This is a genomic window from Pseudomonas frederiksbergensis (assembly GCF_001874645.1).
GTDB lineage: Bacteria > Pseudomonadota > Gammaproteobacteria > Pseudomonadales > Pseudomonadaceae > Aquipseudomonas > Aquipseudomonas frederiksbergensis_B.
Genome location: NZ_CP017886.1, coordinates 3,675,359 through 3,692,490, shown reverse-complemented (window position 1 = coordinate 3,692,490; position 17,132 = coordinate 3,675,359). Strand labels below are relative to the sequence as shown.

The following is a 17,132-nucleotide window of genomic DNA, read 5'->3' as shown; positions in this document are numbered from 1 at the left end:
GCGGCAGCTCCTACCCGGGAGTTCACCGCAAGCTGCGACTTTCAATCAGGCAGGCTTGGTCTCGGCCAATGCTTCCTGGGCCTGCTCCTTCTCGGCCTCTTTCAAGTCATCTTCGCTGATCATTTCCGCGATCACCCGCAAGCGCTCCACCACGCGAGCATTGACGCTGCCCTCCGGGAACTGACCCTCTTCGTCCGGTTCGCCGGCCGGCTCGCCCACCAGCAGGCTCAAGGCCTCATCGGCCTGACGCACCGCATAGACATGGAACTGCCCGGCACGCACGGCCGCCAGCACCCGCTCATCGAGCATCAACGTGGCAACGTTGGCCTGAGGAATGATCGCGCCCTGCTCGCCGGTCAAGCCGCGAGCCTCGCAAAGACGGAAGAAGCCTTCGATCTTCTCGTTGACCCCGCCCACCGCCTGCACTTCACCGAACTGGTTGATCGAACCCGTGATCGCGAAGCACTGCTTGAGCGGGGTTTTCGACAACGCCGAAATCAACGTGCACGCCTCGCCCAGCGAGGCACTGTCGCCATCGACGTAACCGTAGGATTGTTCCAGCGCGATACTTGCCGAGATCGCCAACGGGAATTCCTGGGCGTAACGGCTGCCCAGATACCCGGTGAGGATCATCACGCCCTTGGAGTGGATCGGCTGCCCGAGGTTGACCTCACGCTCGATGTCGACGATGCCGCTGCCACCGGGGTAAACCGTGGCGGAGATTCGCGCCGGTATACCAAAGGCCGAATCGCCGACTTCCAGCACCGTCAGCCCGTTGCACTTGCCGACCGCCGCGCCGGCAGTGTCGATCAGGATGATCCCCGCCAGCATGTCATCGAGAATCCGCGCCGAAACGCGCCCGGTGCGGGTGGCCTTGGCTTTGAGCGCACGCTCGATGTGTCCGGCGTCGGTCATCTCGTCGCCAGCCAGATCGCGAATGAAGTCCGCCTCGCTGACCAACTGGAACAGATCGCCAATGCGCGCCGACAAACGGCCCTGGTGCTCGGCCAGCCGCGCACTGTAAGTCGCCAGACGCGCCACCGCGTCGGCAGTCAGCGGCGCCATGCCTTCTTCCGAGGTCCGGGTTTTGAGCAACTGAGCAAACTGCTCGAGGCTCTCATCGACCATCGGGATGTCTTCGTCGAAGTCCACCAACACCCGGAACATCTCCTGGAAGTCCGGATCGAGGTCTTGCAGCGTGTAATACAACTGACGTGCGCCGATGATGACGACTTTGACCTGCAACGGAATATGCTGCGGCGTCAGGGTCACCGTGGCCAGTCGCCCCAGCTCGCCCAGCGGCGATTCCATTTTCAGTTTGCGTGACTGCAAGGCCCGCTTCAGCGCATCCCAGACAAAGGGTTCGCTGAGCATTTTTTCGGCTTCCAGAATCAGGAAGCCGCCGTTGGCCCGGTGCAGCGCACCCGGACGCAACTGCCGATAAGTGGTGTAGAGCGCCCCCTGGTCAGTGCTGTACTCGATACGGCCGAACAGGTTGTCGTAAGTCGGATGCGGTTCGAACACCACGGGGGCACCGCCGCTGAACGGATGACCGACCACCAGGCTCGGGCCATATTGTTCTTCAAGCAATTTACGGGCAACCGCGTCGGTCTTGCTGTCATCGACCAGTTGCTCGACCACCGTCTTGAGCAGATACACCTGCATCGCTTGCAGGTAACCGCACACCGCAGCGTTTTCTGCGTACTTTTCCGACAACGGCGAAAGCAATGGCTGCAAGGCCAGGGTGATGGTTTCTTCATTGAGCTGACGCAGTTGGTTGCTCGACTCGCGCTTCCACTGCGGCAAGCTGGCCAACTCTTCGTTCAGCCGTTCTTCCAGCCCGGAAATGTCTTCGTGGAAGCGCTCGCGAACGGCTTCCGGCAACTGGGCGAATTCAGCCTCGTCCAACGCCTTGCCTTCGCTCATCGGGGTGAAGGCAATGTTGGTGCTGTCACGGTACAACGCGACTTCTTTCTCCAGCGCCAGGCGCTCGATCACGTCCAGTGCGCGGTCGTAGCGCTGGTTGAAGGCGCGGTCGATGGCGCTTTTCTTTTGCTGGTAGGACGGATGTTCGAAGACCGCTGGAAACGTCGCCAGCAGGTTGTCGATCAGGCCGTTGATGTCGGCGATGAACGCACCGGCCGTCCCGGACGGCAACTCCAGTGCGCGAGGTTCGCGCGGCTCATCGAAATTGTTGACGTAGACCCAGTCCGCCGGGGTCTGCAGGCGTTTGCCTTCGGCTTTCAGGTAGCGTTTGACGAAAGAGAACCGGCCAGTACCGGGCTCCCCCATGACAAACACGTTGTAACCAGGGCGTGGCATAGCCACACCGAACTGCAAGGCTTCAACCGCACGCTCCTGGCCGAGCACACCGCGAAAAGGCTCCAGATCATTGGTGGTAGAGAAGCTGAACTGTTCAGCGGAAAACGGACGAGTCAGCGCTTCAGGCGCTAGACGCAAGCTGGCAGCAACAGGATCAGGCATCGGGCTTCCTTACATCAGGCGGGGCAATTGAAGGCATTCTGGCGCTGCCCGTGCCTGACTGGCAAGGCGCGCCTTGGGTAAAAGCATAGTCAAGGGCCAAACCCTCGGCGGGCCCGGGCTAAATCAATGGTTTCGAGGAATGTTCGGCAAAAAATCACGGAACCCCTGGATCGTGCCTAGACTCCAGACTGCGTGGCTGGACTAATCACCGGCCCAATCAGGCCGTGTGAAAACGTAGCGAGCGAAGGCAAGACAAGGCAAAAACAGGCGAGGAAGCGGAGTTTACGGGTTGTAAATGAGCATTCCGAGCCTGTTTTTAACGCAGGATTGTCGAGCGCAGTAGTTTTCACACCGCCTGCAATGGCGTCAGAGCGGCGCCAGCCCCCCCTGTTCATCGGTACGCACACAAAAGAGAACACAGCTATGAAACGGATTCTTCTTGGTACTCTCTTCACCGTCGCATCCCTCAACGCCATGGCCCAGGCGCCAGGCGGTCCGGATTGCGGTTGGGGCAACATGCTGTTCGAAGGTCAGCGTGGCACCCCGGCGCACTTCCTGGCATCCACCACCAACGGCACCTCTGGCAACGCCACCTTCGGCATGACGTCCGGCACCAACGGTTGCGCCACCAATGCCGCGCTGACCTACGGCGGCAAGTCCTGGTTTGCCATGAACGGCATGATGAACGAACTGTCCGAAGACATGGCCAAAGGTCAAGGCGAAGCGCTGACCACCTATGCGGTGGTACTGGGCGTCGCACCGGAAGACCGTGCGTATTTCGCCACCGTCACCCACAAGCACTTCCAGCAGATTTTCAGCAAGGCTGACGTGACTGCTGACGACGTGCATACCAATACCCTGGCCGTGCTCAAAGGCGATGCTCGTCTGGCCAAATATGCTACCCCGGCTTAAGCTCGATCCCACCCGCTCTGTTACCGGAGCGGGTTTTGTTTTTTGGACCTAGTCCTCTTTGGGTCTTTTTTTGAATTAAGTAGTCCACCATGCTCAAACGCCTTGTCTGTCTGGCGCTGTTTGTCTGCGCCCCGCTGTCCGCCGCGCCTCATCTCGACAACCAACGTTTGCAGCCACTGGCCAACGACCCGTTCTGGATTTCCCTGGGCCACTACGAAACTGCAAAACTCGGCGGCTGGCGCAGCTATGTCAGCGACAAGAAATTCTTCCTCGCAGCCAATGGCGCCGAGCACCCCGACGCAGAACTGGCGGCCACCGTACAAGCGCTCTACGCCCCGGCCAGTAAAGGCCAGCAGCATGCGCAATGCGTTTACCCGGCGCGCACTCGCTGGCTGAAAGCGCAACTGAACCTGAACGATTTACCAACAGTGGACTGCAGCGAATTCAAACAATGGTTCAAGGACGTGTCGCCCCACAGCGCGGTGATGATCTTTCCGGCGGCGTACCTGAACAGCCCATCATCAATGTTCGGCCACACCTTGTTGCGCATCGATCAGACTGACGTGCAAACCGACCACACCGCCCTGCTCAGTTACGCGATCAATTTTGGCGCCTATATCGAAGGTTCGGACAACAGCATTCTGTATGCCTGGAAAGGCCTGATGGGCGGCTATCCGGGGTTGTTCGCGCTGGTGCCCTATCAGGAAAAGCTCTCGGAATACCGTAGCCTGGAAAACCGCGATCTGTGGGAATACCGACTGAATCTGACGCAGGCAGAAACCGAGCGTATGGTCGAGCATGTCTGGGAGCTCAAGCAGATTCAGTTCGATTATTTCTTCTTCGATGAAAACTGCTCCTACCGCTTGCTGGAGTTGCTGCAAGTCGCGCGGCCGAGCCTCAGGCTCACCGAACAGTTCCCGTTGACCGCGATTCCCACCGACACCGTCAAAGCCGTGAAAGACGCAGGACTGGTGGAAAAAATCGATTACCGCCCATCCCGCGAACGCGAGCTGCTGAACCGCGCTAAACCGCTCAGTGACGATGAGCAGCAATGGGTGCTGAAGGTCAGCGCCGACCAAAAACAATTGCAGGAGCCGACCTTCCAGGCGCTGCCACGGGACCGGCAGGCGCTGATCATCGACGCGGCCTACCGTCTTGAACGCTACCGCGCCAACGGCCAGGAACGCGATCCGCAGCGCGCACAACGCAGTTTCGAGTTACTGCGGGCGATCAATCAGAACCCGGCACCGGAGCTGTCCATCGAACGCCCAGGCTTGCCGGAAAACGGTCACGAATCGCGTACCTGGCAAGCGGGCATCGGCACCCGTGGCGACAAAGCCTTTGGCGAATATGGCCTGCGCATGGCCTATCACGACCTCAACGACAATGCCGAAAGCTTCCCCCTTGGCGCGCAGATTGAAATTCTCCAGATGAAACTGCGCCAGTACGAAGGCAATCACTGGCAGTTGCAGCAACTGGACCTGGCGACCATCCGCTCACTGACCCCGCGCAATGAACTGCTGCAACCCTGGTCCTGGCAAGTCACCGGCGGCCTGGAACGGGTGCCGGGCAAGCATGACGGCGAAACCCTGGTCAGCCATGTCAACGGCGGCGCCGGCGGCACCTGGCAACTGGGCGACGACGTGCTCGGCTTCGCCCTTGGCACAGTACGTATCGAACACAACAACAACTTTGCCGGTTTCATCGCACCCGCCGCCGGTTTCAACAGCGGGGTACTCTGGACGAACCCACTGGGCAATCTGAGCCTGGAAACCAAAGGTGATTACTTCACCAATGGCGAAGTGCGGCGCAGCCTGAGTCTGAACCAGCAGTGGGAACTGTCGCGCAACCTCGGCCTGCGCCTGAGTGCCCAACGCGAGTTCAGCCACCTGGCGCCACCCGAAAACGAAGTTATGCTGGAGGTAAAGTGGTATCACTATTGACTCGAGCAGTGCAGCGTTGCCAGAAAGATCGCAGCCTTCGGCAGCTCCTACAGGTGTAAACAATCCCATGTAGTAGCTGCCGAAGGTTCGGGCCGCGTTCGGACGATCTTTTGATCTTGCTTTTCACCACATCCCGATTTGCTCCATAGGCCATTCCTTATCGCTCGCAGCAGGTCGTTTTCGGACAACCTTCGAAACCAAAAGCCTGCGACGATGGACTGAACCCCATTCAGGGAGAACCGCCATGAGCCGCGCTTTCGTCAATGAAGATAATGCCGCTGCGCAAGCCGACCAGCCGGTAGAACGCCAGGTCAGCACGCAGCCCAACTACGTCACGCCCGAAGGGCTGGCCCTGCTGCAGGCCAAAGTCGCCGAGTTGCAAACCCTGCACGGCGAACAGTCCGTCCGCGAGGAAGCTGACCCACAGTGGCTGGCTGATCTGGAGCGCGATCTGCGTTACTTCAATCAACGCCTGCAAAGCGCTCAAGTGGTGACACCGGCCACTTCCACCCAAAAAGTGCAGATTGGCAGTTGGGTGACGTACGCCGATGAACTCGGCACCGAACGACGCGTGCAACTGGTCGGGGAAGATCAGGCCAATGCCGCCAAAGGCCTTATCAATTGGAGCTCACCACTGGGGCGGGCGCTGCTCGGCGCACAGTTGAACGACGAAGTGCTGTGGCAACGACCGGCCGGTGATCAGTTGATCGAAATCATCCGCATCGAACCGACCTGAATCACACCCTGAGCCAAGGAATGATCGTGCATAAAAAACGGAGCCCGAAGGCTCCGTTCTTGATGCAACCAGCCTGATCAGGCCAGTTTCTTGTGACGCACCCGGTGCGGCTGGGAAGCGGCATCGCCAAGACGCTTTTTGCGGTCGGCTTCGTACTCGGTGTAGTTGCCTTCGAAGAACACGGCTTGCGAGTCGTCTTCGTACGCCAGGATGTGAGTCGCGACGCGGTCAAGGAACCACCGATCGTGAGAAATCACAATGGCGGCGCCCGGGAAGTCCAGCAGGGCTTCTTCCAGGGAACGCAAGGTTTCAACGTCGAGGTCGTTGGACGGTTCGTCGAGCAGCAGGACGTTGCCGCCCTCTTTCAGGGTCAGGGCCAGGTGCAAGCGACCACGCTCACCACCGGACAGGTCCTTGACGAACTTCTGCTGATCGCCGCCCTTGAAGTTGAAACGGCCAACGTAGGTGCGCGACGGGATTTCGTAGTTGCCGATGCGGATCTGGTCGGAACCGTCGGAGATCTGCTGGAACACGGTCTTGCTGCCGTCCAGGTCTTCGCGGCTCTGATCCACACAAGCAAGCTGCACGGTTTCACCGACTTCGATGCTGCCCGAATCCGGTGTTTCCTTGCCCATCAGCATGCGGAACAGCGTGGATTTACCCGCACCGTTACCACCAATCACACCAACGATGGCGCCTTTCGGCATGGAGAACGACAGGTTGTCGATCAGCACGCGATCGCCATAGCCCTTGCTGACGTTCTTGAACTCGATGACCTTGTCGCCCAGGCGTGGACCGGCCGGGATGTAGATCTCGTTGGTTTCGCTGCGCTTCTGGAATTCCTGCGATTGCATTTCTTCGAAGCGTTGCAGACGAGCCTTGGATTTCGACTGACGGGCCTTGGCGCCTTTGCGCACCCACTCCAGTTCTTCTTTCATGGCTTTTTCGTGAGCCGACTGCTGCTTGGATTCGGCAGCCAGACGATCGGACTTGGCTTCCAGCCAACCCGAATAGTTGCCCTCGTAAGGAATACCGGCGCCGCGGTCGAGTTCCAGAATCCAGCCCGCGACGTTGTCCAGGAAGTAACGGTCGTGCGTGATCGCAACCACGGTACCCGGGAAGTCGTGGAGGAAATGCTCCAGCCAGGCCACGGAGTCGGCGTCCAGGTGGTTGGTCGGCTCGTCGAGCAGCAGCATGTCCGGCGCGGACAGCAGCAAACGGCACAGGGCCACACGACGCTTTTCACCACCGGACAGGTGTTCGATCTTCGCATCCCAGGCCGGCAGACGCAGCGCATCGGCAGCGACTTCCAGTTGGCGATCCAGATTATGACCGTCGCCCGCCTGCAAGATGGCTTCGAGTTTGGCCTGTTCAGCGGCCAGTTTGTCGAAGTCGGCATCCGGGTCGGCGTATTCGGCGTAGACCTGATCCAGACGAGCTTGCGCGTCCTTGATCACGCTGACGGCTTCCTCGACCACGTCACGCACGGTCTTGGTCGGATCCAGCAGCGGCTCTTGCGGCAGGTAGCCGATGTTCAGTTCTGGCATCGGACGGGCTTCGCCGTCGAACTCGGTGTCGACGCCGGCCATGATTTTCAGCAGTGTGGATTTACCCGAACCGTTGAGGCCGAGCACGCCGATCTTGGCGCCCGGGAAGAACGACAGCGAAATGTTTTTCAGGATTTCCCGCTTCGGCGGAACAATTTTTCCCAGCCGATGCATGGTGAAGACGTATTGAGCCATGGAGAACCTAGGGTCAGTGACTGATGAATATAAGCACGGGCGAAGCCCGGGCCAGGCCATACGCGCCGCCAGCGATTGATCGCTATCAATACGTGCGCGCGAAAAAAGCCTGAGTCTAAGAGCTGGAACGCTCCCGCGTAACCGGTAAAGCTACCTTAATGATGAAAGGCAGTCCAGCCAAGAGGGGCTGGCACTTTGCCACAACTCAAGGCATGCTAGCCGCCCTCCGGGCGTCCGGCTTATAGTGCACGTCGCGCCAATCCAGCCAAACCGCAGGATCACAGATTGTCCAATGTCACTCCGCCTTCGTCCGTGAGCGCACCGAGTCCTGCGACCGGATCCCCCCTGCGCGGCACCTTGAAAGGTGCATTGGCGACGCTTGTCCTGCTGTTGATCGGATTGCTGCTCTGGCAGTTGTTCGACCAACTGAGCGAAACCCAGAAAAGCCAGCGCCAGTACACCATCGACTACACCGCCGATCTGGCCGCACACGTCAGCCTGAACATGGCGCTCAACGCTCAGATCGCACTTAATCTGCTACCGATCGTCGAGCAACCACAAACTGCTGATCAGCAGCAGGCGTTGCTGCGCAAACTGCAGCAGTCCTTGCCTGACTTACTCAGCCTGGCGCTGCTCAGCCCCTCGGGGAAAATCCTCAGTGACAGCGCCAGCGACAGCCAGGATGCCGACTACCTGAGCGACCTGGTCCGACGCAGTCACACGCAGGCGCATTACTTCAGCAATGCCAACGACGGCTCGAGGGTGAACCTGTTACTGCACCAGGCCAGCGGCAGCACTCGCGGCTACTGGGCCTTGCGTCTGCGGCCGACGTTTTTCTCTTCACTGACCAAACAGAGTGACACAGGAATCCGTCCGCTGTGGGTGGTGGAAAACCGTATCACCCAACAGATCATCAGCCGCGACGACGGGTTGCCATCGAACAAACCGAACACGGTAAACGCCGATGACCTGGTGAACAGCGTGCTGGTCGTTCCACTCAGTAACAGCGACTGGCAGTTACGCGGGCTGTTTGACCGGCAACGAGTGATCGAACAACTGCTGCCGGTGTTTATCGGCAAATGTCTGCTGGGTCTGGCCTTCTCGCTGCTACCGCTCATCGCATTGTTGAATATGCGCCGACGCCAGCGTCAGGTGCACGACGGGCGTCGGCGCTATCGGGACATTTTCGACGGCACCGGTGTTGCGCTCTGCGTACTGGATCTCTCCGGGCTCAAAGCCTGCCTCGACAAGGCGCAACTGCAAACCAGCGAGCAATTGGGGCGGTGGCTGGAGAACGCCAAACAACGCCAGCAATTGCTGCAAGAGTTGCGCATCACTGAAATCAACCAGGTCGCCCTGTACCTGCTCAACGTGCAGTCCAGCGAGCAAGCCTGGCAGCTGTTGATCGAAGGCGGGCCACTGGATGGCAATGCCATCGGCAATCAGTTGCTCGACGCCGTACTCAACCAGCAGAAACAGCTGGAACTGGAAATCAAGCTCAAGGACACCCACGGCCGCGACCAACATCTGTGGCTGGTGTTGCGTTTGCCGCAAGCACAGCACGACGCCAAAGCGGTGATCCTCAGCATCAGCGATATCACCAGCCGTAAAATTATCGAGCTGTCGCTGCTGGAGCGTGAAGGCTTCTGGTCGGATGTTGTGCGCACCGTCCCGGATCACCTCTACGTGCAGGACGTGATCAGCCAGCGGATGATTTTCAGTAACCATCACCTGGGCCAGACGCTGGGTTACAGCAAACCCGAACTGCACCAGATGGGCGAGTACTTCTGGGAGATACTGCTGCACCCCGAAGACGCCGATCACTACCACCGCTTACGCCAGGAACAGCGCCAGGCCGGTTACACTCAACTGCTGCAGTGCCAGTTGCGCTTTCGTCACCGCGACGGCAAATGGCGGCGTTTCGAAATCCGCGAGCAGGCGCTGGCGCGGGACAAACACGACCAGGTCACCCGCATCATTGGCGTGGCCAAAGACATTACCGATCAGATCGAAGCCAGCGAATGCTTGCGCGACAGTGAGCAGCGTTACCGGATGCTCGCCGAAAGCATCAGCGACGTGATTTTCTCCACCGACAGCAAACTCTCGCTCAATTACGTCAGCCCGTCGGTGAACGCCGTGCTCGGCTATGACGTTGACTGGATTTTCCAGAATGGCTGGCAATCAACTATCGCCAACCCGCAACAATTGACCGGCATCTACAGCCTGATGGACCGGGTCAGCAAGGCCCTGGATAAACCCGAGCAGCTGGCGCAACTGCGCAGTCAGGTGCAAACCCAGCTGTTTCTGTTCGATTGCTTGCGCGCCGACGGACGCAAGATCCCGATCGAACTGCGCCTGGTACTGGTGTGGGATGAACATGGCGCATTCGAAGGCGTGCTCGGGGTCGGTCGCGATATCAGCCAGCAGCGCCGCGCCGAAAAAGACCTGCGCATGGCGGCCACGGTTTTCGAGCACTCGACGTCAGCGATTCTGATCACCGACCCGGCCGGCTACATCGTGCAGGCCAACGAAGCCTTCAGCCGCGTCAGCGGTTATGAGGTAGCGCAGGTCCTTGACCAGTTGCCGAACATGCTGACCGTCGATGATCAGCAGGAAGCCCACCTGCGGTATGTGCTCAAGCAACTGCACCAGCACAGCACCTGGGAAGGCGAAGTCTGGCTCAAGCGTCGCAACGGTGAACACTACCCGGCGTGGGTCGGCATTACGGCGGTACTCGATGACGAAGGCGACCTCGCCAGCTACGTGTGTTTCTTCAGTGACATCAGCGAGCGCAAGGCCAGCGAACAGCGGATTCACCGCCTCGCCTACTACGACGCCCTGACCCACCTGCCCAACCGCACCTTGTTCCAGGACCGGTTGCACACCGCGCTGCAATCGGCAGAGCGGCAGAAATCGTGGGTCGTGCTGATGTTTCTCGATCTCGACCGTTTCAAACCGATCAACGACTCCCTCGGCCACGCCGCCGGCGACCGCATGCTCAAGGAAATGGCCACCCGCCTGCTCGGTTGCGTCGACGATGACGACACGGTGGCGCGCATGGGCGGCGATGAGTTCACCTTGCTCCTGCAACCGCGTGCCAGCCGTGAGATCGCGCTGAACCGGGCGATTCATGTGGCAGAGCAGATCCTTGCCAGCCTGGTGAAGCCGTTTGTCCTCGAAGGCCGCGAGTTCTTTGTCACCGCCAGTATCGGCATCGCCTTGAGTCCGCAGGACGGTAACGAACTGAGCCAATTGATGAAGAACGCCGACACGGCGATGTACCACGCCAAGGAGCGCGGCAAGAACAACTTCCAGTTTTATCAGGCGGACATGAACGCCAGCGCCCTGGAGCGCCTGGAACTGGAAAGCGACCTGCGCCACGCCCTTGAGCAAAACGAATTCGTTCTGTACTACCAACCGCAATTCAGCGGCGACGGTAAACGCCTGACCGGCGCCGAAGCCCTGCTGCGCTGGCGGCATCCACGTCGCGGACTGGTGCCGCCGGGAGACTTCATTCCTGTGCTCGAAGAGCTCGGGCTGGTGGTGGATGTTGGCGACTGGGTGATCAGCGAGGCCTGCCGTCAGCTCAAGAGCTGGCACCAGAGCAAGGTCCGCGTCCCGAAAGTCTCGGTGAACATCTCTGCACGGCAATTCTCCGACGGCCAGCTCGGTACGCGCATCGCCACCATCCTCAACGACACCGGCCTGCCACCGGCCTGCCTGGAGCTGGAGCTGACCGAAAGTATCCTGATGCGTGAAGTCAGCGAAGCCATGCAGATTCTCGCCGGGCTGAAAAACCTTGGCCTGAGCATCGCGGTCGACGACTTCGGCACTGGCTATTCATCGCTGAACTACTTGAAGCAGTTCCCGATCGACGTGCTGAAAATCGACCGGACCTTCGTCGACGGCCTGCCGTCCGGTGAACAGGACGCGCAGATCGCCCGAGCGATCATCGCCATGGCCCACAGCCTCAACCTGGCAGTAATCGCCGAGGGTGTGGAAACCCACGAACAGCTCGACTTCCTGCGGGAACACGGTTGCGACGAGGTGCAGGGTTACCTGTTCGGCCGCCCGATGCCGGCCAGTCGTTTCGAAGCGCAGTTCAGCAATGATGCGTTGTTCATGCTTGATTGAAGAGCCGAGATTTGTGGTGTCCCGGAAAAGATCGCAGCCTTCGGCAGCTCCTACGTCGAGCGCGTGCCTCTGTAGGAGCTGCCGAAGGCTGCGATCTTTTCCGGCCATCCCCCCAATCTCGCTCCTCATGAACGCCACTTGTCCGCGACATGATGTCCTTTCATATGCCAGACAAAAGCCATTGGGTTAGAATGCCTTCCTTTTCTGCCCCCGATCCTTGAGGACCGCCATGTTCAGCCGTGATTTGACTATTGCCAAGTACGACGCCGACCTTTTTGCCGCCATGGAGCAAGAAGCTCAGCGCCAGGAAGAACACATCGAGCTGATCGCTTCGGAAAACTACACCAGCCCAGCGGTGATGGAAGCTCAAGGCTCGGTACTGACCAACAAGTACGCCGAAGGTTACCCAGGCAAGCGCTACTATGGCGGTTGCGAGTACGTCGACGTGGTTGAGCAATTGGCCATCGACCGTGCCAAGGAACTGTTCGGTGCCGATTACGCCAACGTTCAGCCACACGCCGGTTCGCAAGCCAACAGCGCCGTTTACCTGGCCCTGCTGCAAGCGGGCGACACCATCCTGGGCATGAGCCTGGCCCACGGCGGTCACCTGACCCACGGCGCCAGCGTTTCCTCCTCCGGCAAGCTGTACAACGCCGTTCAGTACGGTATCGATGCCAACGGCCTGATCGACTACGACGAAGTCGAGCGTCTGGCGGTAGAGCACAAGCCAAAAATGATCGTGGCCGGTTTCTCTGCCTACTCGCAGATTCTGGATTTCCCGCGCTTCCGTGAAATCGCTGACAAGGTTGGCGCGTATCTGTTCGTCGACATGGCTCACGTAGCCGGTCTGGTCGCTGCTGGCGTCTACCCGAACCCGGTTCCATTCGCTGACGTGGTCACCACCACGACCCACAAGACCCTGCGCGGTCCACGTGGCGGCCTGATCCTGGCTCGCGCCAATGCCGACATCGAGAAGAAACTGAACTCCGCCGTATTCCCGGGCGCCCAGGGCGGCCCGCTGGAACACGTGATCGCCGCTAAAGCGATCTGCTTCAAGGAAGCCCTGCAACCTGAGTTCAAGACCTACCAGCAACAAGTGGTCAAGAACGCCCAGGCCATGGCCGGTGTGTTCATCGAGCGCGGTTTTGACGTGGTCTCCGGCGGTACTGAAAACCACCTGTTCCTGCTGTCGTTGATCAAGCAGGAAATCTCCGGTAAAGACGCCGACGCCGCTCTGGGCAAAGCGTTCATCACCGTGAACAAGAACTCGGTACCGAACGATCCACGCTCCCCGTTCGTCACCTCCGGTCTGCGCTTCGGTACTCCGGCTGTGACCACTCGCGGCTTCAAAGAAGCTGAGTGCAAAGAGCTGGCCGGCTGGATCTGCGACATCCTGGCGGATCTTTCCAACGAAGCGGTGATCGACGCCGTTCGTGAAAAGGTCAAGGCCATCTGCAAAAAGCTGCCGGTATACGGCGCTTAATCAGCCCGCTAAACCGCAGCAAAAAGAAACCGGCCAGTGATGGCCGGTTTTTTTTCGCCCGCCGACCCTCGCTATCCGACGGAGCTGCCGCAGGCTGCGATCTTTTGATCTTCTGGGCCAACTAATTTTGGTAAAGCGGCGGGGCCTTGAAAAGATCGCAGCCTTCACGTTGAGGACCTCTGGCCCTACTCCGCCGCCACCCGCGCAAACCCCTCGCGGATTTTCTCTTCCGGCAGATCATCGGCGATAAACACGATCACACTTTCCCGCGCATCACCCTCGGCCCATTCGGTGTCCCAATCGAAGCCGTACAACTTCAGCACCCCCTGAAACACCATGCGTCGTGGCTCACCGACGATGTTCAGAACGCCCTTGTAGCGCAGCAGTTGCTTGCCGTGGTCTTCCAGCAGTTCGTTCATGAACTCGCTGAGCTTGTCGATATCCAGCGGTTGGTCAGTACGCAGCACCAAGCTGGAGATGCGGTCGATAGACGGCGCCTTGCTCACCGGACGCAGGCTTATGCCACCGCCGAGGTCGGCATTGAGGTTGAAACCACGCACGTCAAGCAACTCGGCCAGATCGATCTTGCCGTGCTCAACCACGCGGATCGGCGCACGACGATTGATACGGGTCAGACGTTCGCTCAACGCAGTGAACGTCGCCTCGTCGACCAGATCGCGTTTGCTCACCAGTAAGCGGTCGGCAAACCCGATCTGCGCCTGGGCAATGGTCTGGGTCAGGTGCTGCTCGGCGTGAGCCGCATCGACCAGGGTGATGATGCCGTCGAGGATATAGCGTTCGCGCAGCTCTTCATCAATGAAGAAGGTCTGCGCCACGGGTGCCGGATCGGCCAGGCCGGTGCATTCAATCACCAGACGGTCGAAGGCGATTTCGCCGCTGTCCAGACGTTCCAGCAACAGGTACAGGGCCTTGGTCAGGTCGGTGTGAATAGTGCAGCAGACGCAGCCGTTGGACAGCGTCATGACTTGCACCGGATCAACGCCCAATAGCTGGGTGTCGATGCCGGCGTCGCTGAATTCGTTTTCGATCACGGCGATTTTCAGGCCGTGCTCGGCTTTGAGCAGGTGACGCAGCAGCGTGGTTTTGCCGGCGCCGAGGAAGCCGCTGAGAACGGTGACGGGGATAGGGGTTAACAAAATGAAGATCTCCCAGACGCTGAAACAACTGTAGGAGCGCAACTTGCTGGCGATGGCGTCCTGAAGATCGCTATCGCCGGCAAGCCGTGCTCCTACAGTGTGTATTTATTGCTCAAATGCGCTGCATCAACAGCACTTCGGCCCACCCTTGCCACCATAACGAGCCTCCTGGCGTTCCCGGAAGAACGCCTCGTAGCTCATCACCGGTTTGTCCGGGTGTTTGGTATGCATATGCTCGACGTAGGTGTCGTAGTCGGGCATGCCGACCATCAGGCGCGCGGCCTGACCGAGGTATTTACCGAGGCGACTCAGGTCATTGAACATGTTTGCAATCCTCGATTACGCGTCTGGAATAGCCTGGAATGGCGATTCTTTATCCGTGCGCTCTTTGCTGCCCCAGGCCGAAACACCAACCTTGATCGCATAGAACAGGATGCTGAAGACCACGAACAGGAACAGCGCCGTCAGCGTTGCGTTGGTGTAGGCGTTGTAGATCACATGCTGCATCTGCGTGATGTCCTTGGCCGGCGCGAGGATCTGACCGCTGGCCAGCGCATCGCTGTATTTCTTGGCCAGCGACAGGAAGCCGATTGCCGGGTTGGCATCGAACAGTTTGATGAAGCCTGCGGTGGTGGTGCAAATCAGCAGCCAGACTGCTGGCAGCAAGGTCACCCAGATGTAACGTTGGCGTTTCATTTTGATCAGCACGACAGTGCCGAGCATCAGCGCGATACCGGCCAGCATCTGGTTGGAGATACCGAACAGCGGCCACAGGGTGTTGATACCACCCAGCGGGTCGATCACGCCTTGATACAGCAGGTAACCCCACATCGCCACGCAACCGGCGGTCGCGATCAGGTTGGCGGTCCAGGATTCCGTGCGTTTGAGCGCCGGAACGAAGGAGCCGAGCAAATCCTGCAGCATGAAACGCCCGGCACGCGTACCGGCGTCGACCGCAGTCAGGATGAACAGCGCTTCGAACAGGATCGCGAAGTGGTACCAGAACGCCATGGTGTTTTCACCCGGCAGAATATTGTGCAAGATCTGCGCAATACCGACCGCCAGGGTCGGCGCACCGCCAGCACGCGCCAGGACGGTGGTTTCACCGATGTCCTTGGCCACCGCTTGCAGGGCTTCCGGGGTAATCGCAAACCCCCAACTGCTGACGGTCTGCGCGACTTGCATCACGTCACCGCCGACGATCGCCGCCGGGCTGTTCATCGCAAAGTACACGCCCGGCTCGATCACCGAAGCCGCCACCATCGCCATGATGGCCACGAAGGATTCCATCAGCATGCCGCCGTAACCGATGTAACGGGCATGGCCTTCACTGGCCAGCAGCTTGGGCGTAGTCCCGGAAGCGATCAGCGCGTGGAAACCCGATACCGCGCCGCAGGCAATGGTGATGAACAGGAACGGAAACAACCCGCCCTTCCACACCGGCCCGGTGCCGTCGGTAAACTGGGTCAGTGCCGGCATTTTCAGCTCGGGCATGGTGATCAGGATCCCGATAGCCAAAGCAATGATGGTACCGATCTTGAGGAAGGTCGACAGGTAGTCACGTGGTGCCAGAATCAGCCAGACCGGCAAGACTGCTGCGACGAAACCGTAGCCGATCAGCATCCAGGTGATCTGGATCCCGGTGAAGGAGAAGACCTTGGCCCAGACCGGATCAGCGGCAATCTGCCCACCCAGCCAGATCGAACCGAGCAACAGCAGCACGCCGACGATGGAGATTTCACCGATGCGGCCCGGGCGGATGTAGCGCATGTACACGCCCATGAACATTGCGATCGGGATGGTCGCCATCACCGTGAAAATGCCCCACGGGCTTTCGGCCAGGGCCTTGACCACGATCAGCGCCAGCACCGCGAGGATGATGATCATGATCAGGAAGCAGCCGAACAGCGCGATGGTCCCCGGGATGCTGCCCATTTCTTCACGGACCATGTCGCCCAAGGAGCGGCCGTTGCGGCGGGTGGACATGAACAGGACCATGAAGTCCTGAACGGCACCGGCCAGCACCACGCCGGCGATCAGCCAGAGCGTGCCGGGCAAGTAGCCCATTTGCGCCGCCAGTACGGGGCCGACCAGTGGCCCCGCACCCGCAATGGCGGCGAAGTGGTGACCGAAAAGAATGTGCTTGTTGGTCGGCACATAGTCCAGACCATCATTGTTGAGCACTGCGGGGGTGGCTCGCAGTGAATCGAGCTGCATCACATTGTTAGCGATGAACAGACTGTAGTAACGGTACGCAACCAGATAAATGGCCACTGCCGCGACCACAATCCACAAGGCGTTGATCGCCTCGCCGCGGCGCAAGGCCACTACACCCAGGGCGCACGCGCCTACGATTGCCAGCAGCAGCCAGGGTAAGTGGCGTAGCAGGCTATTATTATTTTTCATTTTTTTATTCCAGCCAGAGTGGACAAAAAAGACAGCCACACCGAGTTTAGCGCTACTGGCGCCAAAGACCATACCCCAACATTGGTCTAGAACCCTGCCTTGAGTGGCAGCCTGTGCTGATGCGGGTCTATAGTC

Annotated in this window: 10 protein-coding genes; 5 read left to right on the top strand and 5 right to left on the bottom strand. The window is 59.5% G+C overall.

Annotation, left to right across the window (positions count from 1 at the left end; all coding sequences use genetic code 11):
- Window positions 1–45: 45 nt before the first annotated feature.
- On the bottom strand, window positions 46–2,484 hold the full coding sequence (locus tag BLL42_RS17695; RefSeq protein WP_071553236.1) for a Lon protease family protein: 2,439 nt from the start codon (window positions 2,482–2,484) through the stop codon (window positions 46–48).
- 423 nt (window positions 2,485–2,907) lie between these two features.
- Between BLL42_RS17695 and BLL42_RS17690 the strand changes: the two genes are divergently transcribed.
- The 3 genes from BLL42_RS17690 to BLL42_RS17680 all read left to right on the top strand — a co-directional run bounded on the left by BLL42_RS17690 (window position 2,908) and on the right by BLL42_RS17680 (window position 6,075).
- Entirely contained in the window at window positions 2,908–3,396 is a 489-nt protein-coding gene (locus tag BLL42_RS17690) for a DUF3015 domain-containing protein (protein ID WP_071553235.1), read from the top strand.
- Window positions 3,397–3,485: 89 nt separating this feature from the next.
- Window positions 3,486–5,339 carry an Lnb N-terminal periplasmic domain-containing protein gene (locus BLL42_RS17685; RefSeq protein ID WP_071553234.1) on the top strand — a complete coding sequence of 618 codons (1,854 nt, stop codon included), beginning with the start codon at window positions 3,486–3,488 and terminating at the stop codon, window positions 5,337–5,339.
- A 244-nt stretch (window positions 5,340–5,583) separates the two neighbouring features.
- The gene (locus tag BLL42_RS17680; RefSeq protein ID WP_071553233.1) at window positions 5,584–6,075 is read left to right on the top strand and encodes a GreA/GreB family elongation factor; all 492 of its coding nucleotides are present in this window, start codon (window positions 5,584–5,586) and stop codon (window positions 6,073–6,075) included.
- Window positions 6,076–6,152: 77 nt separating this feature from the next.
- Here the strand turns inward: BLL42_RS17680 and ettA are convergent, their stop codons facing one another.
- Window positions 6,153–7,817, bottom strand: a complete 1,665-nt coding sequence (gene ettA, locus BLL42_RS17675; RefSeq protein ID WP_071553232.1) for an energy-dependent translational throttle protein EttA — start codon at window positions 7,815–7,817, stop codon at window positions 6,153–6,155.
- A 285-nt stretch (window positions 7,818–8,102) separates the two neighbouring features.
- On the opposite strand from ettA, the gene BLL42_RS17670 reads away from it, so the two are divergent.
- A complete protein-coding gene (locus tag BLL42_RS17670; RefSeq protein WP_071553231.1) occupies window positions 8,103–11,951 on the top strand; it encodes a sensor domain-containing protein in 3,849 nt (1,282 codons plus the stop codon).
- 229 nt (window positions 11,952–12,180) lie between these two features.
- On the top strand, window positions 12,181–13,434 hold the full coding sequence (glyA, locus tag BLL42_RS17665; RefSeq protein WP_071553230.1) for a serine hydroxymethyltransferase: 1,254 nt from the start codon (window positions 12,181–12,183) through the stop codon (window positions 13,432–13,434).
- Window positions 13,435–13,619: 185 nt separating this feature from the next.
- On the opposite strand, the gene yjiA is transcribed toward glyA, so the two are convergent.
- The 3 genes from yjiA to BLL42_RS17650 form a co-directional block, all read right to left on the bottom strand.
- Window positions 13,620–14,591: a GTPase gene (gene yjiA, locus BLL42_RS17660; protein WP_071555785.1), complete on the bottom strand. Its 972-nt coding sequence runs from the start codon at window positions 14,589–14,591 to the stop codon at window positions 13,620–13,622.
- 126 nt (window positions 14,592–14,717) lie between these two features.
- Window positions 14,718–14,915, bottom strand: coding sequence for a YbdD/YjiX family protein (locus BLL42_RS17655; RefSeq protein ID WP_071553229.1), 198 nt, complete (start codon window positions 14,913–14,915; stop codon window positions 14,718–14,720).
- Between the two features lie 15 nt (window positions 14,916–14,930).
- Window positions 14,931–16,997 (bottom strand): carbon starvation CstA family protein, encoded by a 2,067-nt coding sequence (locus BLL42_RS17650; protein WP_071553228.1) that lies wholly within the window; start codon window positions 16,995–16,997, stop codon window positions 14,931–14,933.
- Window positions 16,998–17,132 lie beyond the last annotated feature (135 nt).